This is a genomic window from Pragia fontium (assembly GCF_900638655.1).
Taxonomy (GTDB): Bacteria; Pseudomonadota; Gammaproteobacteria; order Enterobacterales; family Enterobacteriaceae; genus Pragia; species Pragia fontium.
On the sequence record NZ_LR134531.1, the window covers coordinates 300,911 to 325,013 of the forward strand.

Annotated in this window: 37 protein-coding genes; 31 read left to right on the forward strand and 6 right to left on the reverse strand. The window is 46.6% G+C overall.

Annotated features, from left to right (window positions below; all coding sequences use genetic code 11):
• The first annotated feature begins 54 nt into the window (after positions 1 to 54).
• Entirely contained in the window at positions 55 to 1,239 is a 1,185-nt protein-coding gene (tuf, locus tag EL341_RS01190) for an elongation factor Tu (protein ID WP_047779688.1), read from the forward strand.
• A gap of 147 nt (positions 1,240 to 1,386) precedes the next feature.
• Here tuf and EL341_RS01195 read toward each other — a convergent pair whose 3' ends face one another.
• Positions 1,387 to 3,045, reverse strand: coding sequence for an LTA synthase family protein (locus EL341_RS01195; protein ID WP_126466814.1), 1,659 nt, complete (start codon positions 3,043 to 3,045; stop codon positions 1,387 to 1,389).
• Between the two features lie 423 nt (positions 3,046 to 3,468).
• Between EL341_RS01195 and rpsJ the strand changes: the two genes are divergently transcribed.
• From rpsJ to EL341_RS01345, 30 genes are all read left to right on the forward strand, one after another.
• The gene (gene rpsJ / locus EL341_RS01200) at positions 3,469 to 3,780 is read left to right on the forward strand and encodes a 30S ribosomal protein S10 (protein ID WP_001181005.1); all 312 of its coding nucleotides are present in this window, start codon (positions 3,469 to 3,471) and stop codon (positions 3,778 to 3,780) included.
• 32 nt (positions 3,781 to 3,812) lie between these two features.
• The gene (rplC, locus tag EL341_RS01205; RefSeq protein WP_047779690.1) at positions 3,813 to 4,442 is read left to right on the forward strand and encodes a 50S ribosomal protein L3; all 630 of its coding nucleotides are present in this window, start codon (positions 3,813 to 3,815) and stop codon (positions 4,440 to 4,442) included.
• Between the two features lie 16 nt (positions 4,443 to 4,458).
• Positions 4,459 to 5,064 carry a 50S ribosomal protein L4 gene (gene rplD / locus EL341_RS01210; RefSeq protein ID WP_047779691.1) on the forward strand — a complete coding sequence of 202 codons (606 nt, stop codon included), beginning with the start codon at positions 4,459 to 4,461 and terminating at the stop codon, positions 5,062 to 5,064.
• Entirely contained in the window at positions 5,061 to 5,363 is a 303-nt protein-coding gene (gene rplW / locus EL341_RS01215) for a 50S ribosomal protein L23 (RefSeq protein WP_047779692.1), read from the forward strand. Before rplD ends, rplW begins: the two co-directional genes overlap by 4 nt.
• Before the next feature lie 19 nt (positions 5,364 to 5,382).
• Positions 5,383 to 6,207, forward strand: coding sequence for a 50S ribosomal protein L2 (gene rplB, locus EL341_RS01220; RefSeq protein WP_047779693.1), 825 nt, complete (start codon positions 5,383 to 5,385; stop codon positions 6,205 to 6,207).
• 14 nt (positions 6,208 to 6,221) lie between these two features.
• Positions 6,222 to 6,500: a 30S ribosomal protein S19 gene (gene rpsS / locus EL341_RS01225; protein ID WP_047756688.1), complete on the forward strand. Its 279-nt coding sequence runs from the start codon at positions 6,222 to 6,224 to the stop codon at positions 6,498 to 6,500.
• Between the two features lie 14 nt (positions 6,501 to 6,514).
• The gene (gene rplV, locus EL341_RS01230) at positions 6,515 to 6,847 is read left to right on the forward strand and encodes a 50S ribosomal protein L22 (protein ID WP_047779694.1); all 333 of its coding nucleotides are present in this window, start codon (positions 6,515 to 6,517) and stop codon (positions 6,845 to 6,847) included.
• A gap of 17 nt (positions 6,848 to 6,864) precedes the next feature.
• A complete protein-coding gene (gene rpsC, locus EL341_RS01235) occupies positions 6,865 to 7,566 on the forward strand; it encodes a 30S ribosomal protein S3 (RefSeq protein ID WP_047779695.1) in 702 nt (233 codons plus the stop codon).
• A 12-nt stretch (positions 7,567 to 7,578) separates the two neighbouring features.
• On the forward strand, positions 7,579 to 7,989 hold the full coding sequence (gene rplP, locus EL341_RS01240) for a 50S ribosomal protein L16 (protein ID WP_047779696.1): 411 nt from the start codon (positions 7,579 to 7,581) through the stop codon (positions 7,987 to 7,989).
• The gene (gene rpmC / locus EL341_RS01245; protein WP_047779697.1) at positions 7,989 to 8,180 is read left to right on the forward strand and encodes a 50S ribosomal protein L29; all 192 of its coding nucleotides are present in this window, start codon (positions 7,989 to 7,991) and stop codon (positions 8,178 to 8,180) included. The genes rplP and rpmC overlap by 1 nt, the downstream gene beginning before the upstream one ends.
• Positions 8,180 to 8,434: a 30S ribosomal protein S17 gene (gene rpsQ, locus EL341_RS01250; RefSeq protein WP_047779698.1), complete on the forward strand. Its 255-nt coding sequence runs from the start codon at positions 8,180 to 8,182 to the stop codon at positions 8,432 to 8,434. Before rpmC ends, rpsQ begins: the two co-directional genes overlap by 1 nt.
• Positions 8,435 to 8,596: 162 nt before the next feature.
• On the forward strand, positions 8,597 to 8,968 hold the full coding sequence (gene rplN / locus EL341_RS01255) for a 50S ribosomal protein L14 (protein ID WP_020322771.1): 372 nt from the start codon (positions 8,597 to 8,599) through the stop codon (positions 8,966 to 8,968).
• A gap of 10 nt (positions 8,969 to 8,978) precedes the next feature.
• Positions 8,979 to 9,293, forward strand: coding sequence for a 50S ribosomal protein L24 (gene rplX / locus EL341_RS01260; protein WP_029095684.1), 315 nt, complete (start codon positions 8,979 to 8,981; stop codon positions 9,291 to 9,293).
• A gap of 14 nt (positions 9,294 to 9,307) precedes the next feature.
• A complete protein-coding gene (rplE, locus tag EL341_RS01265; protein ID WP_047779699.1) occupies positions 9,308 to 9,847 on the forward strand; it encodes a 50S ribosomal protein L5 in 540 nt (179 codons plus the stop codon).
• A 13-nt stretch (positions 9,848 to 9,860) separates the two neighbouring features.
• Positions 9,861 to 10,166 carry a 30S ribosomal protein S14 gene (gene rpsN, locus EL341_RS01270; RefSeq protein WP_047779700.1) on the forward strand — a complete coding sequence of 102 codons (306 nt, stop codon included), beginning with the start codon at positions 9,861 to 9,863 and terminating at the stop codon, positions 10,164 to 10,166.
• Positions 10,167 to 10,197: 31 nt separating this feature from the next.
• Entirely contained in the window at positions 10,198 to 10,590 is a 393-nt protein-coding gene (gene rpsH, locus EL341_RS01275) for a 30S ribosomal protein S8 (protein ID WP_047779701.1), read from the forward strand.
• A 13-nt stretch (positions 10,591 to 10,603) separates the two neighbouring features.
• On the forward strand, positions 10,604 to 11,137 hold the full coding sequence (rplF, locus tag EL341_RS01280) for a 50S ribosomal protein L6 (RefSeq protein ID WP_047779702.1): 534 nt from the start codon (positions 10,604 to 10,606) through the stop codon (positions 11,135 to 11,137).
• 9 nt (positions 11,138 to 11,146) lie between these two features.
• A complete protein-coding gene (rplR, locus tag EL341_RS01285) occupies positions 11,147 to 11,500 on the forward strand; it encodes a 50S ribosomal protein L18 (RefSeq protein WP_047779703.1) in 354 nt (117 codons plus the stop codon).
• 14 nt (positions 11,501 to 11,514) lie between these two features.
• Complete coding sequence (gene rpsE / locus EL341_RS01290; RefSeq protein WP_047779704.1) at positions 11,515 to 12,015, forward strand: 30S ribosomal protein S5; 501 nt, start codon at positions 11,515 to 11,517, stop codon at positions 12,013 to 12,015.
• Between the two features lie 6 nt (positions 12,016 to 12,021).
• Positions 12,022 to 12,201: a 50S ribosomal protein L30 gene (gene rpmD / locus EL341_RS01295; protein WP_029095691.1), complete on the forward strand. Its 180-nt coding sequence runs from the start codon at positions 12,022 to 12,024 to the stop codon at positions 12,199 to 12,201.
• A 3-nt stretch (positions 12,202 to 12,204) separates the two neighbouring features.
• Positions 12,205 to 12,639, forward strand: coding sequence for a 50S ribosomal protein L15 (gene rplO, locus EL341_RS01300; RefSeq protein WP_047779705.1), 435 nt, complete (start codon positions 12,205 to 12,207; stop codon positions 12,637 to 12,639).
• A 7-nt stretch (positions 12,640 to 12,646) separates the two neighbouring features.
• On the forward strand, positions 12,647 to 13,975 hold the full coding sequence (secY, locus tag EL341_RS01305) for a preprotein translocase subunit SecY (protein ID WP_047779706.1): 1,329 nt from the start codon (positions 12,647 to 12,649) through the stop codon (positions 13,973 to 13,975).
• 35 nt (positions 13,976 to 14,010) lie between these two features.
• A complete protein-coding gene (rpmJ, locus tag EL341_RS01310) occupies positions 14,011 to 14,124 on the forward strand; it encodes a 50S ribosomal protein L36 (protein ID WP_029095694.1) in 114 nt (37 codons plus the stop codon).
• Between the two features lie 152 nt (positions 14,125 to 14,276).
• Positions 14,277 to 14,633, forward strand: a complete 357-nt coding sequence (gene rpsM / locus EL341_RS01315) for a 30S ribosomal protein S13 (RefSeq protein WP_047779707.1) — start codon at positions 14,277 to 14,279, stop codon at positions 14,631 to 14,633.
• Positions 14,634 to 14,649: 16 nt separating this feature from the next.
• Positions 14,650 to 15,039 (forward strand): 30S ribosomal protein S11, encoded by a 390-nt coding sequence (rpsK, locus tag EL341_RS01320; protein ID WP_027275681.1) that lies wholly within the window; start codon positions 14,650 to 14,652, stop codon positions 15,037 to 15,039.
• A 34-nt stretch (positions 15,040 to 15,073) separates the two neighbouring features.
• Positions 15,074 to 15,694: a 30S ribosomal protein S4 gene (gene rpsD, locus EL341_RS01325; protein ID WP_047779708.1), complete on the forward strand. Its 621-nt coding sequence runs from the start codon at positions 15,074 to 15,076 to the stop codon at positions 15,692 to 15,694.
• Between the two features lie 25 nt (positions 15,695 to 15,719).
• The gene (locus EL341_RS01330) at positions 15,720 to 16,709 is read left to right on the forward strand and encodes a DNA-directed RNA polymerase subunit alpha (protein WP_047779709.1); all 990 of its coding nucleotides are present in this window, start codon (positions 15,720 to 15,722) and stop codon (positions 16,707 to 16,709) included.
• A 40-nt stretch (positions 16,710 to 16,749) separates the two neighbouring features.
• Positions 16,750 to 17,139, forward strand: coding sequence for a 50S ribosomal protein L17 (gene rplQ, locus EL341_RS01335; protein ID WP_027275684.1), 390 nt, complete (start codon positions 16,750 to 16,752; stop codon positions 17,137 to 17,139).
• Positions 17,140 to 17,283: 144 nt separating this feature from the next.
• On the forward strand, positions 17,284 to 17,724 hold the full coding sequence (gene zntR / locus EL341_RS01340; protein ID WP_047779710.1) for a Zn(2+)-responsive transcriptional regulator: 441 nt from the start codon (positions 17,284 to 17,286) through the stop codon (positions 17,722 to 17,724).
• Positions 17,725 to 17,791: 67 nt separating this feature from the next.
• Positions 17,792 to 18,043, forward strand: a complete 252-nt coding sequence (locus EL341_RS01345; RefSeq protein WP_074824247.1) for an alternative ribosome-rescue factor A — start codon at positions 17,792 to 17,794, stop codon at positions 18,041 to 18,043.
• Here EL341_RS01345 and EL341_RS01350 read toward each other — a convergent pair.
• From EL341_RS01350 to EL341_RS01370, 5 genes are all read right to left on the reverse strand, one after another.
• The gene (locus EL341_RS01350; RefSeq protein WP_126466816.1) at positions 18,036 to 19,166 is read right to left on the reverse strand and encodes a CdaR family transcriptional regulator; all 1,131 of its coding nucleotides are present in this window, start codon (positions 19,164 to 19,166) and stop codon (positions 18,036 to 18,038) included. The genes EL341_RS01345 and EL341_RS01350 overlap by 8 nt on opposite strands.
• A gap of 61 nt (positions 19,167 to 19,227) precedes the next feature.
• Positions 19,228 to 20,397: a glycerate kinase gene (locus tag EL341_RS01355; protein ID WP_126466818.1), complete on the reverse strand. Its 1,170-nt coding sequence runs from the start codon at positions 20,395 to 20,397 to the stop codon at positions 19,228 to 19,230.
• A gap of 59 nt (positions 20,398 to 20,456) precedes the next feature.
• On the reverse strand, positions 20,457 to 21,641 hold the full coding sequence (locus EL341_RS01360; RefSeq protein ID WP_074824255.1) for a thiolase family protein: 1,185 nt from the start codon (positions 21,639 to 21,641) through the stop codon (positions 20,457 to 20,459).
• 10 nt (positions 21,642 to 21,651) lie between these two features.
• Positions 21,652 to 22,389, reverse strand: coding sequence for a 3-oxoacyl-ACP reductase FabG (gene fabG, locus EL341_RS01365; protein ID WP_047779715.1), 738 nt, complete (start codon positions 22,387 to 22,389; stop codon positions 21,652 to 21,654).
• Positions 22,390 to 22,437: 48 nt separating this feature from the next.
• On the reverse strand, positions 22,438 to 24,039 hold the full coding sequence (locus EL341_RS01370) for an acyl CoA:acetate/3-ketoacid CoA transferase (RefSeq protein ID WP_126466820.1): 1,602 nt from the start codon (positions 24,037 to 24,039) through the stop codon (positions 22,438 to 22,440).
• Positions 24,040 to 24,103 lie beyond the last annotated feature (64 nt).

Below are 24,103 nucleotides of genomic sequence, written 5' to 3' on the forward strand. Positions count from 1 at the left end.
ATTTATATCCCAGTCCCCCTCGGATAGAGGGGGACAGTGTAAAGGAAGAGAATCGTGTCTAAAGAAAAATTTGAACGTACAAAACCGCACGTTAACGTTGGTACTATCGGCCACGTTGACCACGGTAAAACAACTCTGACCGCAGCTATCACCAACGTATTAGCAAAAACCTACGGTGGTAACGCGCGTGCATTCGATCAAATCGATAACGCACCAGAAGAAAAAGCTCGTGGTATTACCATCAATACTTCTCACGTAGAATACGACACCCCTACGCGTCACTATGCACACGTTGACTGCCCAGGACACGCCGACTACGTTAAGAACATGATCACCGGTGCTGCTCAGATGGACGGTGCTATTCTGGTTGTTGCTGCAACTGATGGTCCTATGCCACAAACTCGTGAGCACATCCTGTTAGGTCGCCAGGTTGGCGTACCATACATCATTGTGTTCCTGAACAAGTGTGACATGGTTGACGATGAAGAGCTGTTAGAACTGGTTGAAATGGAAGTTCGTGAGCTTCTGTCTCAGTACGATTTCCCAGGTGATGATACTCCAGTTGTTCGTGGTTCTGCGCTGAAAGCGTTAGAAGGCGAAGCTGAGTGGGAAGCTAAAATCATTGAATTAGCTAGCTACCTGGACAGCTACATTCCAGAGCCAGAGCGTGCAATTGATAAGCCGTTCCTGCTGCCAATCGAAGACGTTTTCTCAATCTCTGGCCGTGGTACAGTAGTAACCGGTCGTGTAGAGCGCGGTATCGTTAAAGTTGGTGAAGAAGTTGAAATCGTTGGTATCAAAGATACTGTGAAAACAACTTGTACTGGCGTTGAAATGTTCCGTAAGTTACTGGACGAAGGCCGTGCGGGTGAGAACGTTGGTGTTCTGCTGCGTGGTACTAAGCGTGATGAAATCGAACGTGGTCAAGTATTAGCAAAACCAGGTTCAATCAACCCGCATACTAACTTCGTATCAGAAGTTTATATCCTGAGCAAAGATGAAGGTGGTCGTCATACTCCATTCTTCAAAGGCTACCGTCCACAGTTCTACTTCCGTACAACTGACGTGACCGGTACCATCGAACTGCCAGAAGGCGTAGAGATGGTAATGCCAGGTGATAACATTCAGATGACTGTAACTCTGATTGCCCCAATCGCGATGGACGAAGGTTTACGCTTCGCTATCCGTGAAGGTGGCCGTACTGTTGGTGCGGGTGTTGTTGCTAAGATCATCAAGTAATTCTAATTACTTATGAACGAAAAAAGGGTGCTTAGGCACCCTTTTTTATGGTCAAAAGAAAAGTTAGCTGACGGAAGGTATGTCTGGTATTTTCGGCGGTTTAAAATTAAAGCGCCATATAGGCGCTTTAATTCATCACGATTAGCCTCATTCTCCAGCAGTTTTGAGGTCCTGATACAGATAGTGCTTATAGCTATTCGTTAGCTTTTGATCCGGACAGTCATCTAAACGCCCCTGACAGAGATTTCTCATTCGGATATTAGCTTCATAGAATGGAGAGACAGGCAGACCCGTTCTTTCCAGCAGTATTCCACCTAAAAATGAAATGTCAGTGATATCACCAAAATTTTGAAGGGGCTCTGAGGCTAAATTATCCTTAAGATAAAATTGGGTGAGATACCAGGCGTTGGTTAATGTCGTATTGTACTTGCCGTTCCAGCCAACGTTAGGTTGGTGGTCACCAAAGTAGAGGAACATGGTTGGCTTTTCTCGTTCGGCAACAAATTGTGAGAATTGATTTGTTGCAGTATCCAACAGTTTTATCTTGTCAATATAGTGGCTAATCGCACCCGCAGCGTTTTTGTCCCCGCTAGATTTTGCTATTTGAAAATCGTCAGAGTGATCTTTTTCATAAGGGCCGTGCTCATTCATGGTTAACACAAAAATAAATACTGGTTTATCCGTATGTTGTTTTAATAACTGCTTTACGTAACCAAGCATGGCTTCAGTTGAAATGGTCCATAGGTTATCGTCCAGTTCTGCCGGATAGCCTAGTTCTTGAGGTTGAATAATCAGGTCAATGCCGAGATTTTTGTAGGTAGGACCTGCGTTATAGTTCATTTTAAACATGGGTGTTAACACAACAGTGTAATAACCATTATTTTTAAGCTCACGAAATAGACTGTTCTTGATGTGTGGTGCGACCGTATAGAAGACCGAGTTTTTTCTGAACTTGAAGTCATCGGTATTAAGTCCAGTGAGCAGTGAGAATTCAGATAGCCAGGTTCCTCCACCGAAAGTTTGCACTCTCAATGGGCTGGTTGCCCGAGTATCTTTATCGTGGGCAAACATTTTAAACTCAGGAAATGTCACACCAGGGAGGTGATAAAGTTCAGGGTTAACCGTTGACTCTTGTAGCATAACCACGATATCTGGCTTACTGGCATTCTCCTTGGGGCGATAATGAAATTGTTTATTTGATAAAAAGTAATTGGATGATTCTTTGTATTGCGGTGGTTGGTAATACATCTGCTGGGCAGACATAAACATGTTAACAATTGTCCCTTTTCCTTTGGGAAGAGAGCCTTGCCAATTTTCGATATTACTTTTGTTTTGGCTAAATTGCGTAATGCCTAAAATTAATCCCGCCATGATAAATAATGAGAGAAAACGATAGGGGAGTGAAATTTTTATTGTGCGTATATAAAGCACAACATTTAGAGCCAATAAAATTACTAATCCAATCAGACCCAACAAAGCCAGAGGGTAATGGAAGAGTGTACCGAAATTAGCAGGATCGAGCGCGATGCTAATATCTTGGAAAAAAAGGCGTTCTTTGTAGTAATGTGCTTTTATCTGATTTAGCAGCTGAAGTATGACAATTAGCGTACTGGTAATGCTTAATGAGAGTTTTACTCTACCAGATAGAAAGAGTAGGGCAGTAAAAATAGCCAAGAAGAAGCCGAAAGCGATGAAGCCAACGTATGAAAAGCTAAATCGACTACTGCAAATAATTAATGCGGCAAACGTAATCAGATATAAATAAGCTGTAGAAATGAAACTTTTATTGTTCTTTGATAGAAGCATGTAGTTATTAACTTAAAATAATGAAAAGGCAATCTAAGACAGCCAAAAAAGAGGCATGTTCCATAACGATTGATTTTTGTTAGTGCATTGGAGAAATAGAGCCAACTGTTTAGGCCGCGTGAATTATACATTAAATTAAAATGACAATCGGGTCTGAAATGGTAAACCGTGAATTTAATCCCAGATTGCGCTTGCGTGATGGGTGTAAATCTGTACAATGCTCAGGCCTGCACTTTTATGTGGTGCGGTATAAGTACGAAGTTAGTGCTTATTACTACAACGTTATCCTGTAAAGCTTAATTTTGTAGTAACAATACTCCCGATCTGGGGGTTACATGAAGAACGATTACACTCCCCCATCAATCGAAATGGGTGTGAGGAGTAATTTTTTTACGTTTATAAAATAATTGGAGCTCTGGTCTCATGCAGAACCAAAGAATCCGTATCCGCCTGAAAGCGTTTGATCACCGTTTGATCGACCAATCAACCGCGGAAATCGTCGAGACTGCTAAGCGCACTGGCGCTCAAGTTCGTGGTCCGATCCCGCTGCCGACCCGCAAAGAGCGTTTTACCGTTCTGATCTCTCCGCACGTCAATAAAGATGCGCGCGATCAGTACGAAATTCGTACTCACAAGCGTCTGGTTGACATCGTTGAGCCAACTGAAAAAACGGTTGATGCTCTGATGCGTCTGGATCTGGCTGCCGGTGTTGACGTGCAGATCAGCCTGGGTTAATCAGGTCATTGAGCGATTGAGAGGTTGAAACAATGATTGGTTTAGTCGGTCGTAAAGTGGGAATGACCCGCATCTTCACTGAAGATGGCGTATCTATCCCCGTGACTGTTATCGAAGTAGAAGCGAACCGTGTTACTCAGATCAAAGATCTGGCTAACGATGGATACCGTGCTGTTCAGGTTACTACCGGTGCTAAAAAAGCTAACCGCGTAACTAAGCCTGAAGCAGGTCATTTCGCGAAGGCTGGCGTAACTGCTGGTCGTGGTTTGTGGGAATTCCGTCTGAATGAAGGCGAAGAATTTACTGCAGGTCAAGAAATTAACGTTGACATTTTTGCTGACGTTAAAAAAGTTGACGTTACCGGTACATCTAAAGGTAAAGGTTTTGCTGGCACTGTTAAGCGCTGGAACTTCCGTACTCAAGATGCTACCCATGGTAACTCTTTGGCACACCGTGGTCATGGTTCAATCGGTCAGAACCAGACTCCAGGTAAAGTGTTCAAAGGCAAGAAAATGGCAGGCCATTTAGGTGACGAGCGTGTAACCGTTCAAAGCCTGGACGTAGTACGTGTTGACGCTGAGCGCAACCTGCTGCTGGTCAAGGGTGCTGTTCCGGGAGCAACCGGTAGCGACCTGATCGTTAAACCGGCTGTCAAGGCGTAACGTCGAGGAGATAGGAATGGAATTGGTAATGAAAGACGCGCCTGGCGCGCTGACTGTTTCCGAAACTACCTTCGGGCGTGATTTCAATGAAGCGTTAGTACACCAAGTTGTTGTTGCTTATGCAGCTGCAGCTCGTCAAGGTACTCGTGCTCAGAAGACCCGCGCTGAAGTAACAGGTTCCGGTAAAAAACCGTGGCGTCAAAAAGGCACCGGCCGTGCGCGTTCAGGTTCTGTAAAGAGCCCGATCTGGCGTTCAGGCGGCGTGACCTTTGCTGCTCGTCCACAAGACCACAGCCAGAAAGTCAACAAAAAGATGTACCGCGGCGCACTGAAGTGCATTCTGTCCGAACTGGTACGTCAAGACCGTCTGATTGTAGTTGAGAAGTTCACTGTAGAAGCACCTAAAACTAAGTTGCTGGTACAGAAACTGAAAGAAATGGCTCTGGATGACGTACTGATCATCACTGGCGAAGTTGAACCTAATTTGTACCTGGCAGCAGGTAACTTACACAAGGTTGACGTTCGTGATGTTGCTGGTATTGATCCGTTTAGCCTAATCGCTTTTGATAAAGTGGTGATGACTGCTGATGCTGTGAAGCAAGTAGAGGAGATGCTGGCATGATCCGTGAAGAACGCCTGCTGAAAGTCCTACGCGCACCACACGTTTCTGAGAAAGCCTCTGGCGCAATGGAAAAGCACAATACTATCGTGCTGAAAGTTGCTAAAGATGCTACTAAGGCAGAAGTAAAAGCTGCTGTTCAGAAGCTGTTTGAGGTTGAAGTCAATGAAGTTCGTACTTTGCTGGTTAAAGGCAAAACGAAACGTCATGGTCAGCGTGTTGGTCGTCGTAGCGACTGGAAAAAAGCTTACGTCACTTTGAAAGAAGGCCAGAATCTGGACTTCATCGGCGGCGCAGAGTAAGTCGGAGGATTGAAAAACAATGGCAATTGTTAAGTGTAAGCCAACATCTCCGGGTCGTCGCCACGTAGTTAAAGTGGTTAACCCTGAGTTGCACAAGGGCAAGCCTTATGCCCCATTGCTGGAAAAAAACAGCAAATCAGGTGGCCGTAACAACAATGGCCGCATCACCACGCGTCATATTGGTGGTGGTCACAAGCAGCAGTATCGTCTAGTTGACTTTAAACGCAACAAAGATGGTATTCCTGCAATTGTTGAGCGTCTGGAATATGATCCGAACCGTTCCGCGAATATCGCGCTGGTTCTGTATAAAGACGGTGAACGCCGTTATATTCTGGCACCAAAAGGCCTGAAAGCCGGTGACCAAATCCAATCTGGTGTTGATGCTGCTATTAAGGCGGGTAACTGCCTACCAATGCGCAACATCCCAGTGGGTTCTACGGTTCACAACGTTGAAATGAAACCAGGTAAAGGCGGCCAAATGGCTCGTTCTGCCGGTGGATATGTTCAAATCGTTGCCCGTGAAGGTTCCTACGTAACGATACGTCTTCGTTCTGGCGAAATGCGTAAAGTATTATCTGATTGCCGCGCCACCTTAGGTGAAGTGGGTAACTCAGAGCATATGCTGCGCGTACTGGGTAAAGCCGGTGCTAGTCGTTGGCGTGGTGTTCGTCCTACCGTTCGCGGTACTGCGATGAACCCAGTCGATCACCCACACGGTGGTGGTGAAGGTCGTAACTTTGGTAAGCATCCTGTGACTCCATGGGGCGTGCAGACCAAAGGTAAGAAGACCCGTAGCAACAAGCGTACCGATCAATATATCGTACGTCGCCGTAGTAAAAAATAATTAGAGGATAAGCCATGCCACGTTCTCTCAAGAAAGGTCCATTTATAGACCTGCACTTGCTGAAGAAGGTAGAGAAAGCGGTGGAAAGCGGAGACAAAAAGCCTGTTAAGACTTGGTCCCGTCGTTCAACGATCTTTCCAAACATGATCGGTTTGACCATCGCTGTCCATAATGGTCGTCAGCACGTTCCAGTCTTTGTTACCGACGAAATGGTCGGTCATAAACTGGGCGAATTCGCGCCGACTCGTACTTATCGCGGCCATGCGGCTGACAAAAAAGCCAAAAAGCGCTAAGGTAGGAGGAAGAGATGGAAACTATCGCTAAACATCGCCACGCTCGTTCTTCTGCTCAGAAGGTTCGCTTAGTTGCAGACCTGATTCGCGGTAAGAAAGTGTCGCAAGCTCTGGAAATTTTAACCTACAACAACAAGAAAGCTGCTGATCTGGTTAAAAAAGTACTTGAGTCTGCCATTGCAAACGCAGAACACAACGATGGCGCTGACATCGACGATCTGAAAGTCGCGAAAATCTTTGTCGACGAAGGTCCTACCATGAAGCGTATTATGCCTCGTGCAAAAGGCCGTGCAGATCGTATCCTGAAGCGCACCAGCCACATCACTGTGGTTGTATCCGATCGCTGAGACTCTGGAGAATAGCAATGGGTCAGAAAGTACATCCGAATGGTATTCGACTGGGTATTGTCAAACCTTGGAACTCTACCTGGTACGCAAATACCAAAGAATTCGCTGACAACCTAGACAGCGACTTTAAAGTTCGTCAATTCTTAACTAAAGAATTGTCGAAAGCTTCCGTTTCTCGCATCGTGATCGAGCGTCCTGCGAAGAGCATCCGTGTGACTATTCACACTGCTCGCCCAGGCATCGTGATCGGCAAGAAAGGTGAAGACGTCGAAAAACTGCGCAACGCTGTAGCAGCTATTGCTGGCGTTCCTGCGCAAATTAATATCGCCGAAGTCCGTAAACCGGAACTAGACGCTAAATTGGTTGCTGACAGCATCACTTCACAGCTGGAACGTCGCGTTATGTTCCGTCGTGCTATGAAGCGTGCAGTTCAAAACGCCATGCGTATAGGCGCTAAAGGAATTAAAGTGGAAGTAAGCGGTCGCTTAGGCGGCGCTGAAATCGCGCGTACCGAATGGTACCGTGAAGGTCGTGTTCCATTGCATACACTGCGTGCGGACATTGACTATAACACTTCCGAAGCGCACACCACTTATGGTGTAATCGGCGTAAAAGTGTGGATCTTCAAAGGTGAGATCTTGGGTGGTATGGCTGCCGTTGAACAACCGGAAAAACCGGCTGCTCAACCGAAGAAGCAGCAGCGTAAAGGCCGTAAATAAGGAGCATCGCTGATGTTACAACCAAAGCGTACAAAATTCCGTAAAGTGCACAAGGGCCGCAACCGTGGTCTGGCTGCCGGCGCGGATGTGAGCTTCGGCACTTTCGGTCTGAAAGCTGTGGGCCGCGGTCGTTTGACTGCTCGCCAAATCGAGGCGGCACGTCGTGCCATGACACGTGCAGTTAAGCGTCAAGGTAAAATCTGGATCCGTGTGTTCCCAGACAAACCAATCACTGAAAAGCCGCTTGAAGTGCGTATGGGTAAAGGTAAGGGTAACGTGGAGTATTGGGTTGCCCTGATTCAACCGGGAAAAGTCCTGTATGAAATGGACGGTGTTTCGGAAGAAGTTGCCCGTGAAGCATTCAAGCTGGCAGCAGCAAAACTGCCGATTAAAACCACCTTTGTAACTAAGACGGTGATGTAATGAAAGCAAAAGAGCTGCGTGAAAAAAGTGTTGAAGAGCTGAACACTGAGCTGCTGAACCTGCTGCGTGAACAGTTTAATCTGCGCATGCAAGCAGCAAGCGGTCAACTGCAACAGTCTCACCTGTTGAAACAAGTGCGTCGTAATGTTGCACGTGTGAAAACTTTACTGAATGAGAAGGCGGGTGCGTAATGACTGATAAAATCCGTACTCTGCAAGGTCGTGTTGTTAGCGACAAAATGGAGAAATCCATTGTCGTTGCGATTGAGCGTATGGTGAAGCACCCGATGTATGGTAAGTTCATCAAACGTACGACTAAGCTGCATGTACATGACGAGAACAATGAGTGTGGTATTGGCGATCTGATTGAGATTAGCGAATGCCGTCCTCTGTCAAAGACTAAGTCTTGGACACTTGTTCGAGTTGTAGAGAAAGCGGTTCTGTAATACAGTACCCTTTCTTAAACAAAATAAACGGCTCAGTAAACGGGCCGTTTATTTTTTCTACCCAACATCGAAAAGCGATGGTATAATGCCGCGCCCCGATGTATGGGGGTTTTTAAACGACCCGTGAGGGTCCTTAGTAGTTGACATTAGCGGAGCACTAAGATGATCCAAGAACAGACTATGCTTAACGTCGCTGACAACTCTGGCGCACGTCGCGTAATGTGTATCAAGGTTCTGGGTGGATCGCACCGTCGCTACGCTGGCGTAGGCGACATCATCAAAATTACCATCAAGGAAGCAATTCCGCGTGGTAAGGTTAAGAAAGGTGATGTGCTTAAAGCGGTAGTGGTGCGCACCAGAAAGGGTGTTCGTCGCCCTGACGGATCTGTCATTCGCTTCGATGGTAATGCTTGCGTTATTTTAAATAACAACAGTGAGCAACCTATCGGCACGCGTATTTTTGGACCGGTAACTCGTGAATTACGTAATGAAAAATTCATGAAAATTATCTCTCTGGCACCAGAAGTACTGTAAGGAGCGAACCATGGCAGCGAAAATCCGTCGTGATGACGAAGTTATCGTGTTAACCGGTAAAGATAAAGGTAAACGCGGTAAAGTTAAGAATGTTCTGTCTTCCAGTAAGATTGTTGTTGAAGGTATCAACCTGGTTAAGAAACATCAGAAGCCTGTACCGGCTCTGAACCAACCAGGTGGCATCGTTGAAAAAGAAGCTGCAATTCAGGTTTCTAACGTTGCAATCTACAACGCAGCTACAGGTAAGGCTGACCGTGTAGGCTTTCGTTTTGAAGACGGCAAAAAAGTCCGTTTCTTCAAATCTAATAGCGAAACTATCAAGTAATTTGGAGTAGTACGATGGCGAAACTGCATGATTACTACAAAGAACAGGTAGTAAATAAACTGGTAGACCAGTTTGGCTACAAATCTGTCATGCAAGTCCCTCGGGTCGAGAAGATCACCCTTAATATGGGTGTTGGTGAAGCGATCACTGATAAGAAACTGCTGGATAACGCAGCAGCTGATTTAGCAGCGATCAGTGGCCAAAAGCCGCTAATCACCAAAGCACGCAACTCTGTTGCAGGCTTCAAAATCCGCCAGGGCTATCCGATCGGCTGTAAAGTGACCCTACGTGGCGAACGTATGTGGGAATTCTTAGAGCGTCTGATTTCTATTGCTGTACCTCGTGTACGTGACTTCCGTGGCTTAAATCCTAAGTCATTTGATGGTCGTGGTAACTACAGCATGGGCGTGCGTGAGCAGATTATCTTCCCAGAAATCGACTATGACAAAGTCGATCGTGTACGTGGTTTGGACATTACCATTACCACTTCTGCGCAATCTGACGAAGAAGGCCGCGCTCTGCTGGCTGCCTTTAACTTCCCGTTCCGCAAGTAAGGTAGGGTTACTAATGGCTAAGCAATCAATGAAAGCACGTGAAGTTAAACGTGTGAAGTTAGCAGACAAGTTCTACGCTAAGCGTACTGAACTTAAAGCGATTATCTCTGATGTGAATGCATCCGATGAAGACCGTTGGAATGCAGTGCTCAAACTGCAAACTCTTCCACGTGATTCCAGTCCAAGTCGTCAACGTAACCGTTGTCGTCAAACAGGTCGCCCACACGGCGTTCTGCGTAAATTTGGATTGAGTCGTATCAAGGTCCGTGAAGCCGCAATGCGCGGTGAAATCCCGGGTCTGAAAAAGGCTAGTTGGTAATATCACCATTGAATCACGGGAGTAGAGACAGATGAGCATGCAAGATCCGATCGCGGATATGCTGACCCGTATCCGAAACGGTCAGGCCGCGAACAAAGTTGCGGTCACTATGCCTTCCTCCAAGCTAAAACTGGCTATTGCCAAAGTGCTGAAGGAAGAAGGTTATATTGAAGAATATAAAATTGAAGGCGACACCAAGCCCGAACTGGAATTAGTACTTAAGTACTTCCAGGGCGCGCCTGTTGTAGAAAGTATTCAGCGAGTAAGCCGTCCTGGTCTGCGCATCTATAAAAGAAAAGATGAGCTGCCAAAGGTAATGGCTGGTTTAGGTATCGCTGTTGTTTCTACCTCTAAAGGTGTCATGACTGATCGTGCAGCTCGCCAAGCAGGTCTTGGTGGCGAGATTATCTGCTACGTAGCTTAATCAGGAGGAAAGAATGTCTCGTGTTGCAAAAACACCCGTCGTTATTCCTGCTGGCGTAGAGGTAAAACTCAACGGTCAGGTTATAACAATTAAGGGTAAAAACGGCGAGCTGTCGCGTACAGTCCATGATTCCGTTGAAGTTAAACAAGAAAACAATGAAATCACTTTCGGTCCACGCGAAGGTTTTGTTGACGGATGGGCCCAAGCGGGTACCGTACGTTCTTTGGTTAACGGAATGGTTATCGGTGTTACTGAAGGCTTCGTTAAGAAGCTACAGCTGGTAGGCGTAGGTTACCGTGCAGCAGTTAAAGGCAATGTGGTGAATTTATCTTTAGGATTCTCTCACCCTGTTGAACATCAACTGCCAGCAGGCATTACTGCCGAATGTCCAAGCCAAACTGAAATCGTGCTGAAAGGCGCTGATAAGCAGGTTATTGGTCAGATCGCAGCAGAATTGCGTGCCTACCGTCGTCCTGAGCCTTATAAAGGCAAGGGTGTCCGTTACGCCGACGAAGTCGTGCGTACCAAAGAGGCTAAGAAGAAGTAAGGTAACACTATGGATAAGAAAGCAGCTCGTATCCGTCGTGCGACCCGCGCACGTCGTAAGATTAAAGAACTGTGTGCGACTCGCCTGGTGATTCACCGTACTCCGCGCCATATTTATGCGCAGATTATCGCACCAAACGGTTCTGAAGTTCTGGCAGCCGCTTCTACGTTAGAAAAGGCTATTGCAGAACAATTGAAGTATACCGGAAACAAAGATGCAGCAGCAGCAGTAGGTAAAGCTATCGCTGAGCGCGCACTGGCCAAAGAGATTACGAAAGTATCTTTTGACCGTTCTGGTTTCCAATATCATGGTAGAGTCCAGGCGCTGGCAGATGCTGCCCGCGAAGCTGGCCTTCAGTTCTAAGGTAGAGGTGTAAGATGTCTCACATCGAGAAACAAGCTGGCGAACTGCAGGAAAAGCTGATCGCGGTTAACCGCGTATCTAAAACCGTAAAAGGTGGTCGTATTTTTAGCTTCACCGCACTAACTGTAGTGGGTGATGGCAACGGCCGCGTTGGTTTTGGTTACGGAAAAGCGCGTGAAGTTCCAGCAGCGATCCAGAAAGCGATGGAAAAAGCCCGTCGCAACATGATGAATGTTGCATTAAACAACGGAACTCTGCAGCATCCTGTTAAAGGTGCTCATACAGGTTCTCGCGTGTTTATGCAGCCTGCATTTGAAGGTACCGGTATTATCGCCGGCGGTGCAATGCGCGCCGTTCTGGAAGTCGCCGGAGTACGTAACGTATTAGCTAAGGCTTATGGTTCTACTAACCCGATTAACGTGGTTCGTGCAACTATTGATGCCTTGGATAATATGAAGTCTCCTGAGATGGTTGCTGCCAAGCGCGGTAAAACTGTCGAAGACATTCTGGGGTAATGAGCAATGGCAAAGACTATTAAAGTTACTCAAATTCGCAGCTCTATCGGCCGCCTGCCTAAACATAAGGCAACGCTGGTTGGTTTGGGTCTGCGTCGCATCGGTCACACTGTAGAGCGCGAGGATACTCCTGCTGTACGTGGCATGATCAACCTGGTTTCTTACATGGTTAAAGTGGAGGAGTAAGAGATGCGTTTAAATACTCTGGCTCCGGCCGAAGGTGCAAAACACGCTTCTAAGCGTTTAGGTCGTGGTATTGGTTCTGGTCTGGGTAAAACCGGCGGCCGTGGTCACAAAGGTCAGAAGTCTCGTTCTGGCGGTGGCGTACGTCGTGGTTTCGAAGGCGGCCAAATGCCTTTATACCGTCGTTTACCAAAATTTGGTTTTACTTCTCGTAAAGCAATGATCACGGCAGAAGTTCGTCTGTCTGAGCTTGCTCAAGTAGAAGGCGAGGTTATTGACCTGAACGCACTGAAAGCGGCAAACGTAGTTGGCGTACAAATTGAGTTCGCGAAAGTTATGCTTTCAGGCGAAATCAGTCGTCCAGTTACTTTACGCGGTCTGCGTGTAACCAAAGGCGCTCGTGCTGCAATCGAAGCCGCTGGCGGGAAAATTGAGGAATAAGTAGCAGATGGCTAAGCAACCAGGATTAGATTTTCAAAGTGCAAAGGGCGGACTAGGCGAGCTGAAGCGCAGACTCTTATTTGTTGTCGGTGCTTTGATCGTGTTCCGTATTGGCTCTTTTATTCCAATTCCTGGTATTGACGCCACTGTGCTTGCTAAGTTAGTCGAAGAGCAGAGAGGCACCATCATAGACATGTTTAACATGTTCTCTGGTGGCGCCCTCAGTCGTGCTTCTGTCTTCGCGCTTGGTATTATGCCGTATATTTCGGCCTCTATTATCGTGCAGCTGTTAACGGTGGTTCATCCTAAGTTAGCGGAATTGAAGAAAGAGGGCGAGTCTGGCCGTCGTAAGATAAGCCAGTACACTCGATATGGTACGTTGGTTCTGGCCATATTCCAGTCAGTCGGTATTGCTACCGGCTTACCGAATATGGGAATGCCGGGTCTGGTGATTAATCCAGGCTTTGCGTTCTACTTTACCGCGGTTGTGAGCTTAGTTACGGGAACCATGTTCCTGATGTGGCTGGGTGAGCAGGTGACTGAACGAGGTATCGGTAACGGTATTTCAATCATCATTTTCGCTGGTATTGTTGCTGGTTTACCACCTGCTATTGGACAGACTATCGAGCAGGCTCGGCAGGGTGACTTACATGTTCTTCTGCTGCTATTGGTTGCGGTGTTAGTATTCGCGGTGACTTTCTTTGTTGTATTTGTTGAGCGTGGTCAGCGTCGTATCGTCGTTAACTATGCGAAACGTCAGCAAGGTCGTCGTGTTTACGCTGCACAGAGTACCCACTTACCGTTGAAAGTGAATATGGCCGGTGTAATACCTGCAATTTTTGCTTCAAGTATCATTCTGTTCCCTGCGACAATTGCCTCATGGTTCGGTGGTGGTACTGGTTGGAACTGGTTGACAACTATTTCTATGTATTTGCAACCCGGTCAGCCACTTTATGTGTTACTCTATGCATCTGCGATCATATTCTTCTGTTTCTTCTATACAGCGTTGGTTTTCAACCCTCGTGAAACAGCAGATAACCTGAAGAAGTCCGGTGCGTTTGTACCAGGGATTCGTCCGGGAGAGCAAACGGCTAAATATATTGATAAAGTAATGACGCGTTTAACCTTTGTTGGTGCAATGTACATTACCTTTATCTGCCTGATCCCGGAGTTTATGCGTGACGCAATGAAAGTACCTTTCAACTTTGGTGGTACTTCGTTACTTATCGTCGTTGTCGTCATCATGGACTTTATGGCTCAAGTGCAAACTCTGATGATGTCGAGTCAATATGAGTCTGCATTGAAGAAAGCAAACCTGAAAGGCTACGGCCGTTAATTCAGGGCTAGCTTGAGAAGTTACGGAGAGTTAAAATGAAAGTTCGTGCTTCCGTCAAGAAGTTATGTCGCAACTGCAAAATCATCAAGCGCCACGGCGTTGTTCGCGTGATTTGCGTTGAACCAAAGCATAAACAGCGTCAAGGCTGATTTATAATTTGGCATATTTTTCTTGCAAAGTGTGATTGAGCTGGCTAGATTAGCCAGCCAATCTTTTTGTGTGTGACAGCAACATTATTTGAGTATCCTGAAAACGGGCTTTTCAGAGTAGTGTTGCAGTATATAATTAGTAGGAGTGCATAGTGGCCCGTATAGCAGGCATTAACATTCCTGATCATAAACATACCGTAATTGCATTAACTGCGATCTTCGGTGTCGGCAAAACCCGCTCACAGGCTATCTGTAAAGCGTCTGGTATTGCTGAAAATGTTAAGATCAGTGAACTGTCTGAAGAGCAAATTGACAAGCTGCGTGACGAAGTTGCCAAGTACGTTGTAGAAGGTGATCTGCGTCGTGAAGTTACCATGAGCATCAAGCGTCTTATGGACCTTGGTTGTTATCGTGGTGTACGTCATCGTCGTGGTCTACCGGTTCGCGGACAGCGTACCAAGACTAACGCCCGTACCCGTAAGGGTCCGCGTAAACCGATCAAGAAATAATCGGGGTGATTGAATAATGGCAAAAGCACCTGTTCGTGCACGTAAGCGTGTAAGAAAACAAGTTTCTGACGGTATGGCTCATATCCATGCTTCTTTTAACAACACCATTGTGACTATTACCGATCGTCAGGGTAATGCATTGGGTTGGGCAACAGCTGGTGGTTCCGGCTTCCGTGGTTCTCGTAAATCCACTCCATTTGCTGCTCAAGTAGCGGCAGAGCGCTGCGCAGAAGCAGTAAAAGAGTACGGAATTAAGAACCTAGAAGTTATGGTTAAAGGCCCAGGTCCAGGTCGTGAGTCAACTATCCGCGCATTAAACGCGGCTGGTTTCCGCATCACTAATATTACTGATGTGACTCCGATTCCTCACAACGGTTGTCGTCCTCCTAAGAAACGTCGCGTTTAATCGCCACTGTTTCTAGGATTGTTGGAGAAAGAAAATGGCAAGATATTTGGGTCCTAAGCTCAAGCTTAGCCGTCGTGAGGGCACAGACTTATTCCTTAAGTCTGGTGTTCGCGCGATCGATACCAAGTGTAAAATTGAACAAGCTCCTGGTCAGCACGGTGCGCGCAAGCCACGTCTGTCTGACTATGGCGTACAGTTACGTGAAAAGCAAAAAGTTCGCCGTATGTATGGTGTTCTTGAGCGTCAGTTCCGTAATTATTATAAAGAAGCAACGCGTCTGAAAGGCAACACTGGTGAAAACCTGCTGTGTCTTTTAGAAGGCCGTTTAGACAACGTGGTTTACCGTATGGGCTTCGGCGCTACTCGTGCAGAAGCACGTCAGTTAGTTAGCCACAAAGCTGTTATGGTTAATGGTCGCGTTGTTAACATCGCTTCTTTTCAGGTATCTCCGAATGACGTAGTCAGCGTACGTGAGAAAGCTAAAAAGCAATCTCGTGTTAAAGCCGCTTTAGAGCTGTTTGAACAGCGCGAAAAGCCGACTTGGATCGAAGTTGATGCTGCTAAGATGGAAGGCGTTTTCAAACGCAATCCTGAGCGCTCCGATCTGTCTGCGGACATTAACGAACACCTGATCGTCGAACTTTACTCTAAGTAAAGTTTAGTACCAAAGAGAGGACACAATGCAGGGTTCTGTGACAGAGTTTCTAAAACCACGCCTGGTAGATATCGAGCAATTAAGTTCGACGCACGCTAAGGTGACCCTTGAGCCGTTAGAGCGTGGCTTCGGCCATACTTTAGGTAACGCACTGCGCCGCATTCTGCTTTCATCAATGCCGGGTTGTGCGGTAACTGAAGTTGAGATTGATGGTGTACTACATGAGTACAGCACCAAAGAAGGCGTACAGGAAGACATCCTGGAAATCCTGCTCAACCTGAAAGGGCTGGCGGTGAAAGTTCATGGTAAAGATGAAGTTATTCTTAGCTTGAATAAGTCTGGCATTGGCCCTGTGACTGCAGCCGACATTACCCATGATGGGGATGTTGAAGTCGTCAAACCTCAGCACTTGATCTGCCATCTGACTGACGAAAACGCATCTATTAGTATGCGTATCAAGGTTCAGCGTGGTCGTGGTTATGTGCCGGCTTCTGCCCGTATTCATACGGAAGAAGATGAGCGTCCAATTGGTCGTCTGTTGGTTGATGCATGCTACAGCCCGGTAGAGCGTATTGCCTACAATGTTGAAGCAGCGCGTGTAGAACAGCGTACTGACTTGGATAAGCTGGTCATCGAGATGGAAACTAACGGCACGATTGATCCGGAAGAATCAATCCGTCGTGCGGCAACCATCCTGGCTGAACAACTGGAAGCTTTCGTTGACTTACGTGATGTACGTCAGCCGGAAGTGAAGGAAGAGAAGCCAGAATTCGATCCGATCTTGCTACGCCCTGTTGACGATCTGGAACTGACTGTCCGCTCCGCTAACTGCCTCAAGGCAGAAGCTATCCACTACATCGGTGATCTGGTACAGCGTACCGAAGTTGAGTTGTTAAAAACTCCAAACTTGGGTAAAAAATCTCTTACTGAGATTAAAGACGTGCTTGCATCTCGTGGTTTGTCTCTGGGCATGCGCCTGGAAAACTGGCCACCAGCTAGCATTGCTGACGAGTAACCGGATCACAGGTTAAGGTTTTACTGAGAAGGATAAGGTCATGCGCCATCGTAAGAGTGGACGTCAACTGAACCGCAACAGCAGTCATCGCCAAGCTATGTTTCGTAACATGGCAGGCTCTTTAGTTCGTCATGAAATCATCAAGACGACTTTGCCTAAGGCGAAAGAGCTGCGTCGCGTGGTTGAACCACTGATTACACTTGCCAAGGCCGACAGCGTTGCTAATCGTCGTCTGGCATTCGCCCGTACTCGTGATAACGAGATCGTGGCAAAACTGTTTAATGAGCTTGGCCCGCGTTTCGCGAGCCGCGCAGGTGGTTACACTCGTATTCTTAAGTGTGGCTTCCGTGCAGGTGATAACGCTCCGATGGCTTACATCGAGCTGGTTGACCGTGCAGAAAAAGCTCCTGAAGAAGCAGCTGCAGAGTAATATCTACAGTTGTTGAAAAAAGCCGGGTTATCCCGGCTTTTTTTATATCTGCTATTTGAAGTAAAATAATAATTATTGTTATTGCTTTATCTATTGGTATTTCCTATCTTGTTATTTTAAGCTGCTCCTTCAAGGAGGTGTTTTATGTATCGTATTGGGCAACTGGCCAAACTGGCTAATGTCACACCGGATACTATTCGTTATTACGAAAAACAGAACATGATGTCTCATGATGTTCGTTCCGAAGGGGGATTTCGCCTCTATACCGAGCAGGATCTACAGCGGCTTAAATTTATTCGTTATGCTAAGCAACTGGGTTTTACGTTGGAATCTATTGCAGAGTTGCTATCAATTCGGGTTGAGCCAGAACAGCATACCTGTCAGGAATCAAAATTCATTGTTCAGTCCAGATTGGACGAGGTAGAGAAAAAGCTGCGTGAACTGGAACATATGAAGGCTTCTTTACAGAGATTAAGTGATGCATGTTGTGGTAGCGCCCATAGCAGCGCCTATTGCTCTATTTTAGAAGCGCTGGAGCAGGGGGCAACCAATGAATTACCTCATATAGATTTAAGAACTAAATAGCCAACGGATAAATTTTGTTCTATTATGCGCCGGTTTTTATCGCCGAAATAAATTAAGAGAGGTTTCTATGGCGAAGTATCAGCACCAAAAAGGCACGATTCAGGATAATGCGTTGCAAGCTCTGCTGCATGACCCTTTATTTCGTCAACGCGTAGAGAAAAATGTTAAAGGTAAAGGCAGCTATCAGCGTAAAGCTAAACATGCTGGCAAAATGGGCCGGGAGGCTGGAGATAAAAGGATTCTAAGCGTCTTTTTATCTCCAGCCTTCTTTATTTCCGCTAGCAACAATCTTACGATAGCCAATAGAACATTCAGTTAACCGACGTATTTTGATGATAGTGCAATGCAATCATTAACTGGCTTAATTCTTTAAATACAAACGGATCCAGCGAAGTAATCTCTTTGATCTGATGCAGACGATAACTCAGCGTATTGCGGTGTATACCCAGTTCTTGTGAAGCGTTATTGACCTCAGCGTTATTCTCAATGTAGGTAATCAGCGTTTTTAATAGCGTTTTTCCGGTGCTATGGGCAAGTAACTTCTCGATTCTCCGATTAAAATAGAGTGTGAAGTAGCTGGTTTTGGCTTCGTTCAACAGTCCACTATAAGCAAATCGTTTTCCGCTAATTATCCGTTGTTCTGGTTGATACTGCTTACCATGCTTAATCATTTCCCTGACCATAAAAATAGACTGGCGAAATTGTTGCGGGGCATCTGATTGAACACCAACGCCAATAACGTAGTGGCTTAGCTGTGTTTCCAGAAAGCTATTAATTTGATCAATGATGAATTCTGCACGCTCGGTGTCGGTGATCAGTAAAAGAATTTCATCGTTGCTGAGCAGTAGAACTCGCTGCGATTTTATAATTCTTGATAGCTCATTTAGAATGTGGTCAATGGTTTTACCCAGTAAAAGCCCACCGGTTTCTATATTGATTAATAAGGGAATCAGCGCACTGTCTAAACCGAGATGTTGTGGTTTTAGCTGATGGAGAATCTCCTCTCCTTTTTCGGTATTACCCAGTTCCAGATACTGTTTCAGCAGCAAATCACGAATGCGGTACTGCCAGTTAATCTCGCGAATATCCCATGATTGTTTAATCAATAATTCCGCCGCTAAAATAGCTAATTCGGCGTAACGGCCAATAGCAACCGGATTACCGCTGATGCCAATCACCATTACAACTTGATCGTCTACAATAATCGGATGATTAATGCCCGGCTGCACATTTTTGTATTTTGCGGCTTGCTGGGCATTCTCTATGGTCATTCTTTGGCGGCTTTTAATGACCTCATACGCAACTTCGTGACGTTCCCCTATGCGATGGTTCTCACCGGAGGCGATAATGATCCCCTGATGGTCGATGACATTTACATTATGATGGATAATGCTCATTGCCCGTTTAACGATGGTATTGGCTAACTCTAAGGTGATAAGCATACTTGTTTCCTATGGATATAAAGCAACTAATCATAATGTGAGCTATAGCTTTGTATCATATTTAACGGCATTTATGAGGTATCAGTCTCATTCCTACATTTAAGGTGCGAATTAAGGCTTCAGCGGTATCGGCTAAAAGTACTTCAACATCTTGCATTGCTTGTTCCAGTGAAATAGGACGGGGGCAGATAGACCACATAGCATCAATATTATTCTGATAAAGCAGATTAGCGCCTTCTCCTAATGAGCCTGCCAAAGCAATCACCGGTTTATTGTAAGTCGCTGCCAATGTCGCTACGCCAACTGGCGCTTTACCAAAACTGCTTTGTTTATCCAGCTTGCCTTCACCAGTGATAATCAGGTCGGCGTCTTTTATCAGTTTTTCGGCATCGAGTAATTCCAGCACCAGTTCAATTCCCGGGCGTAATTGCGCCTGAGTAAACCACAATAATACAGCGCCCATGCCGCCAGCAGCACCGGATCCGGGAATCTGATTAACGCTATGATTTAATATTTGGCTGAGAACTTGATGATAATTAACCATCCCGGCTTCTAATTGGTCTAACTGAGCGGCGGTAGCTCCTTTTTGCGGCCCATAAATTCGGGTTGCGCCGTTATCACCGAGCAATGGATTATTGACATCGCATGACGCTTCAAACAACGTATTGGATATGGCCGGATGCAGTTGGCTAATATCCACAGCGTTCACTCGTATAAGGTCTTCACCGCAAGCAGGGGCTGGAATCAGATTGTGTTGGCGATCGAAAAATTGCACGCCTAATGCTTGTGCAAAACCAATGCCGCCATCATTAGTGGCGCTGCCGCCTAATCCGATAATAATATGTTGGCAACCTTGATCCAGCGCTTGCTTAACCAGTTGTCCTAGCCCATAGGATGATGCTTTAGCTGAATGACGTTTTTCTTTTGGCGTTAATTCCAAACCGCAGGCCTGCGCCATTTCAATAATGGCTGTGCCACCGTCCAACATGAGGTATTCAGCATCCACCTGCTGACCATATGGGCCGCTGACGGTAAGTGAGTGCTTAATAAGTCCCTTTAGTGATGGGCTTTCATTTAATATTTGTAGTAATCCCTCGCCACCATCAGCAATAGGCAACTGGTAGGTTGTGATATCGTGGCGATAGCGAGTTAAACCGGAAGCAATCGCTTGGCAAGCCTGTTGTGCGCTACAGCTTCCTTTAAATGAATCAATGGCAATAACGATTTTCATAGCCCATCCTTTGTCGTTCGGAGTATTGGAGTGAAAGGGGGCGTTATGCCCCCTGGGAATTACTGTTCGCGTTCGAATAGTACCGAGATACCTTGCCCGCCGCCGATACACATAGTGGCGAGTCCGGTATTGACATTGCGGCGTTCCATTTCGTACATCAACTTGACGGAAATAATGGCACCGCTAGCGCCGACGGGATGACCCAGCGCAATTGCTCCGCCGTTGACGTTAACTTTGGCTGGATCCAGCTGCAGATCGTTAATGACCGCTAGTGACTGGGCGGCAAAGGCTTCATTCAGCTCAATGAGATCGATATCGTGTACCGACATATTGAGCTTTTTCATGAGTTTTTTGGTGGCCGGTGCAGGACCAAAGCCCATGATTTCTGCTTCACAACCTGCTACCGCCCAACCACGAACCACCATTCTAATTGGCAGGCCTAGTTGCTCAGCCTTTGCTCGGGTGGTCATAACCAGCGCACCTGCACCGTCATTAATACCGGATGAGGTTGCTGCGGTTACGGTGCCGTCTTTTTTAAAGGCTGGCTTAAGTTGAGCATATTTCTCTTTTGGCGTATCACGGGGATGCTCATCTGTTTGGAAGGTTCGGGTGCTTTTTCCTTCACGGATTTCAAGCGGCAGGATTTGAGACTCAAAGTATCCGGCTTTGATTGCTGCTAATGCCTTCTGTTGGCTATTCCAGGCAAACTCATCCATCGCTTCACGGCTAATATTAAAACGCTCTGCGGTGAATTCAGCTGTCATACCGTTATGGTAAGGGCCTTCTGGCCAAGTCAGGATTGAGATGATTCCATCCTCCAGCTCGCCGTGACCTAAACGATAGCCATAGCGGGCTTTACGGATATAGTAGGGCAACTGAGTCATATTCTCAGTGCCGCAGGCTACGGTGATTTCTGCATTGCCTGTTTGTAATTCCATCATACAGTCAACAATAGCCTGTAGACCGGAGCCACATTGACGATTAACGGAGTAGGAGGTCGTTTCGTTGGGCAATCCTGCTCTTAGCTGACAGATACGGGCAATAAAACCACTTTCTGCAATTTGCCCCACGTTTCCTACCACAACCTCATCGATCTGTTCAGGTTTTAGTCCGGCTCGAGACACTGCTTCACGGATGACCGCTGCACCTAAGTCATGTTGATGGACATCTTTGAAGCTGCCGCCCATGGTGCCGATTGCTGTGCGAACACCGCTGACAACCACGATATCATTTGCATTTTTCATCATATTTTCCTTATAGCACCATACCGCCGCCAACATTGATCACTTCGCCATTGATATAGCGGGCTTCATCGGAGGCTAAAAACGCAACGCAGTTACCCACATCTCGTGGATCGCCAGCGTATCCGGCAGGAATTTTACTGACCATAATGTCCCAGACTTTTTCCGGTACGCCTTTGGTCATATCGGTTTCAATAAATCCAGGGCAGATGGCATTAACCGTGACACCTTTTCTGGCTAATTCACGGCAGGCAGTTTTCGTTAAACCGATAACGCCAGCTTTTGAGGCGGCATAGTTGGCCTGACCGATATTTCCTAACCAACTGGCAGAAGAAATATTGATAATGCGACCGCTGGCGCGTTCACGCATACGTAAGGCGGCTTCCTGCATACAATGGAAAGTCCCTTTCAGGTTAACGTCCATAACCAGATCCCAGTTTTCCTCGGTCAGTTTATGTAACATTGCGTCGCGATTAATCCCGGCGTTATTGACCAGAATGTCTATTGGGCCCAGCTGTGCTTCGGTTTCAGCAAACAGATGGTTTACTTCATCACGATTGGCAATATTGCAGGGGATAAAAATAGCTTTGTGTCCGGCGTTCACCAGTTCCTGAGCGGTTTTTTCTCCGCCGTCTTTATCAACATCACAAATTGCTACGGCAGCGCCTTGTTCAGCCAGAACCAGCGCAATTCCTCGCCCTAAACCACGGCTTGAACCGGTAACAATAGCCACTTTATTTTTTAACGACATAGGGTACTCCTTATATTTTTAAGCCTGACCGTTAACGATAACGGTGGATTAATGATGATTTGATTCAGTATGTTCATTGCTACAGAGTGAGTGTTTAAGGCCAAAATTGACCTCCTCAAACAGTGAGGCATCCATCAGTTTTAGGGATTCTGAAATTAATGGCGTAAATTCCATCTGTTGAAGCACGTCTTTTTCCAGGTCGATACCGGGGGCGATCTCTATCAACATAGGCCCCTGTTCCGTCAGCTCAAAGACCGCCCGCTCTGTGACTAGATGCATTTTTTGTTTCTTTTGACGAGCAATTTCGCCGTTGTAGGAAATTTGATTAATGTCTTTAACCAGCTTTTTGACCGAGCCTTCCCGGAGGATTTTTAGCTGGCCGTCGCGGAACTCCACTTCCAATCCTTTTGCTGTAAAGGTGGAGCAGAAAACCACGTGATGAGCATTTTGCGTGATATCAATAAAGCCGCCGGCACCGGTACAGCGGTCACCCATCTTGGTGGCATTAATATGACCGTTGGCGTCCATTTCACCGGCTCCCATATAGGTGATATCAACGCCCGTGCCGTTGTAATAGAGCATTTGTTCCTGATGGTTGATCATGGCAGTTAGGTTTTTGCCAATACCAAAATCAATGCCGCCAGCCTGAACCCCACCATAAATTCCGGACTCGACGGTAATCGTTATGTCATCACTGACTTCTTCTTCATGGATGATGGTGCCGATAACATCATTGGGAATGCCGGTACCTAAGTTGATAACGCAGCCGGGATAGAGAAACTGGCAGGCGCGACGACCGATTAGCTTGCGGATAGTTAACGGCAGCTTTTCCAGTTCGCTGGTGGGGGAAATCAGGTTACCGCAGTAGGCAGGGTCGTAGAACCAAGAGGAGGTTTGCCGATGATCCTGCTCTGGATTATCACAAACCACAACAGCATCAATAAAGTTGCCGGGTACAACCACTTGTTTAGGATGCAGGCTGCCCGTTTGCGCCAGATTTTTCACCTGAGCAAGCACCTTGCCACCAAAACGTTTAGCCGCCAGCACCGCCTGTAGGATTTCCAGCTTCATCGCTTCTTCTTCACAGGTGAGGTTGCCTTCGGCATCGGCAGTGGTTCCTCGGATAATGACGGTATCCAAAGGTAAAGCAGGATAAAACAGATATTCCTCACCGCGTAGAGAGACCACTTCCACCAGATCGGCAAGGGCGCGGGTACGGTCATTCATCTTGCCGCCTTCTAAGCGAGGATCGATAAATGTCCCCAAACCTACCTTCGACAAATAACCGGCCTGACCGGCCGCCATCGCGGTATACAAGTGAACGATTTGTCCCTGTGGTAGACAGAATGCTTCTACGCTGTCAGAAGCAATTCGCTCCATCCACTTTGGTGCTAACCCCCAGTGGGAGCCAATAATGCGTTTCACCATCCCCGGATGGGCAAAATGTTGGTTACCTCGTTCACGGTTTGACTGTCCGGCCGAATGGATATAGGTCAGATTAGCCGGAGAACCGGTTGCAAGAAATCGTTGTTCCAGCGCTTTCAGAATTGATTCTGCCGCACCAATAAGCGTCATACCGATAGTACAAACGGTGGAACCGTCATTCACTAAAGCTGCAGCTTGTTGAGCTGTGATAACTTTATTCTTCATAAGTCCTCTGTTCTGTGTTGCTTAATCAAATTCTGAAATACGGTGGTGGCTGCGCTACGTGGCG

Coding starts and splice junctions, on each gene's coding strand:
- EL341_RS01195 (WP_126466814.1), bottom strand. CDS start 3,045: ATGCTTCTATCAAAGAACAATAAAAGTTTCATTTCTACAGCTTATTTA.
- rpsJ (WP_001181005.1), top strand. CDS start 3,469: ATGCAGAACCAAAGAATCCGTATCCGCCTGAAAGCGTTTGATCACCGT.
- rplC (WP_047779690.1), top strand. CDS start 3,813: ATGATTGGTTTAGTCGGTCGTAAAGTGGGAATGACCCGCATCTTCACT.
- rplD (WP_047779691.1), top strand. CDS start 4,459: ATGGAATTGGTAATGAAAGACGCGCCTGGCGCGCTGACTGTTTCCGAA.
- rplW (WP_047779692.1), top strand. CDS start 5,061: ATGATCCGTGAAGAACGCCTGCTGAAAGTCCTACGCGCACCACACGTT.
- rplB (WP_047779693.1), top strand. CDS start 5,383: ATGGCAATTGTTAAGTGTAAGCCAACATCTCCGGGTCGTCGCCACGTA.
- rpsS (WP_047756688.1), top strand. CDS start 6,222: ATGCCACGTTCTCTCAAGAAAGGTCCATTTATAGACCTGCACTTGCTG.
- rplV (WP_047779694.1), top strand. CDS start 6,515: ATGGAAACTATCGCTAAACATCGCCACGCTCGTTCTTCTGCTCAGAAG.
- rpsC (WP_047779695.1), top strand. CDS start 6,865: ATGGGTCAGAAAGTACATCCGAATGGTATTCGACTGGGTATTGTCAAA.
- rplP (WP_047779696.1), top strand. CDS start 7,579: ATGTTACAACCAAAGCGTACAAAATTCCGTAAAGTGCACAAGGGCCGC.
- rpmC (WP_047779697.1), top strand. CDS start 7,989: ATGAAAGCAAAAGAGCTGCGTGAAAAAAGTGTTGAAGAGCTGAACACT.
- rpsQ (WP_047779698.1), top strand. CDS start 8,180: ATGACTGATAAAATCCGTACTCTGCAAGGTCGTGTTGTTAGCGACAAA.
- rplN (WP_020322771.1), top strand. CDS start 8,597: ATGATCCAAGAACAGACTATGCTTAACGTCGCTGACAACTCTGGCGCA.
- rplX (WP_029095684.1), top strand. CDS start 8,979: ATGGCAGCGAAAATCCGTCGTGATGACGAAGTTATCGTGTTAACCGGT.
- rplE (WP_047779699.1), top strand. CDS start 9,308: ATGGCGAAACTGCATGATTACTACAAAGAACAGGTAGTAAATAAACTG.
- rpsN (WP_047779700.1), top strand. CDS start 9,861: ATGGCTAAGCAATCAATGAAAGCACGTGAAGTTAAACGTGTGAAGTTA.
- rpsH (WP_047779701.1), top strand. CDS start 10,198: ATGAGCATGCAAGATCCGATCGCGGATATGCTGACCCGTATCCGAAAC.
- rplF (WP_047779702.1), top strand. CDS start 10,604: ATGTCTCGTGTTGCAAAAACACCCGTCGTTATTCCTGCTGGCGTAGAG.
- rplR (WP_047779703.1), top strand. CDS start 11,147: ATGGATAAGAAAGCAGCTCGTATCCGTCGTGCGACCCGCGCACGTCGT.
- rpsE (WP_047779704.1), top strand. CDS start 11,515: ATGTCTCACATCGAGAAACAAGCTGGCGAACTGCAGGAAAAGCTGATC.
- rpmD (WP_029095691.1), top strand. CDS start 12,022: ATGGCAAAGACTATTAAAGTTACTCAAATTCGCAGCTCTATCGGCCGC.
- rplO (WP_047779705.1), top strand. CDS start 12,205: ATGCGTTTAAATACTCTGGCTCCGGCCGAAGGTGCAAAACACGCTTCT.
- secY (WP_047779706.1), top strand. CDS start 12,647: ATGGCTAAGCAACCAGGATTAGATTTTCAAAGTGCAAAGGGCGGACTA.
- rpmJ (WP_029095694.1), top strand. CDS start 14,011: ATGAAAGTTCGTGCTTCCGTCAAGAAGTTATGTCGCAACTGCAAAATC.
- rpsK (WP_027275681.1), top strand. CDS start 14,650: ATGGCAAAAGCACCTGTTCGTGCACGTAAGCGTGTAAGAAAACAAGTT.
- rpsD (WP_047779708.1), top strand. CDS start 15,074: ATGGCAAGATATTTGGGTCCTAAGCTCAAGCTTAGCCGTCGTGAGGGC.
- EL341_RS01330 (WP_047779709.1), top strand. CDS start 15,720: ATGCAGGGTTCTGTGACAGAGTTTCTAAAACCACGCCTGGTAGATATC.
- rplQ (WP_027275684.1), top strand. CDS start 16,750: ATGCGCCATCGTAAGAGTGGACGTCAACTGAACCGCAACAGCAGTCAT.
- zntR (WP_047779710.1), top strand. CDS start 17,284: ATGTATCGTATTGGGCAACTGGCCAAACTGGCTAATGTCACACCGGAT.
- EL341_RS01345 (WP_074824247.1), top strand. CDS start 17,792: ATGGCGAAGTATCAGCACCAAAAAGGCACGATTCAGGATAATGCGTTG.
- EL341_RS01350 (WP_126466816.1), bottom strand. CDS start 19,166: ATGCTTATCACCTTAGAGTTAGCCAATACCATCGTTAAACGGGCAATG.
- EL341_RS01355 (WP_126466818.1), bottom strand. CDS start 20,397: ATGAAAATCGTTATTGCCATTGATTCATTTAAAGGAAGCTGTAGCGCA.
- EL341_RS01360 (WP_074824255.1), bottom strand. CDS start 21,641: ATGAAAAATGCAAATGATATCGTGGTTGTCAGCGGTGTTCGCACAGCA.
- fabG (WP_047779715.1), bottom strand. CDS start 22,389: ATGTCGTTAAAAAATAAAGTGGCTATTGTTACCGGTTCAAGCCGTGGT.
- EL341_RS01370 (WP_126466820.1), bottom strand. CDS start 24,039: ATGAAGAATAAAGTTATCACAGCTCAACAAGCTGCAGCTTTAGTGAAT.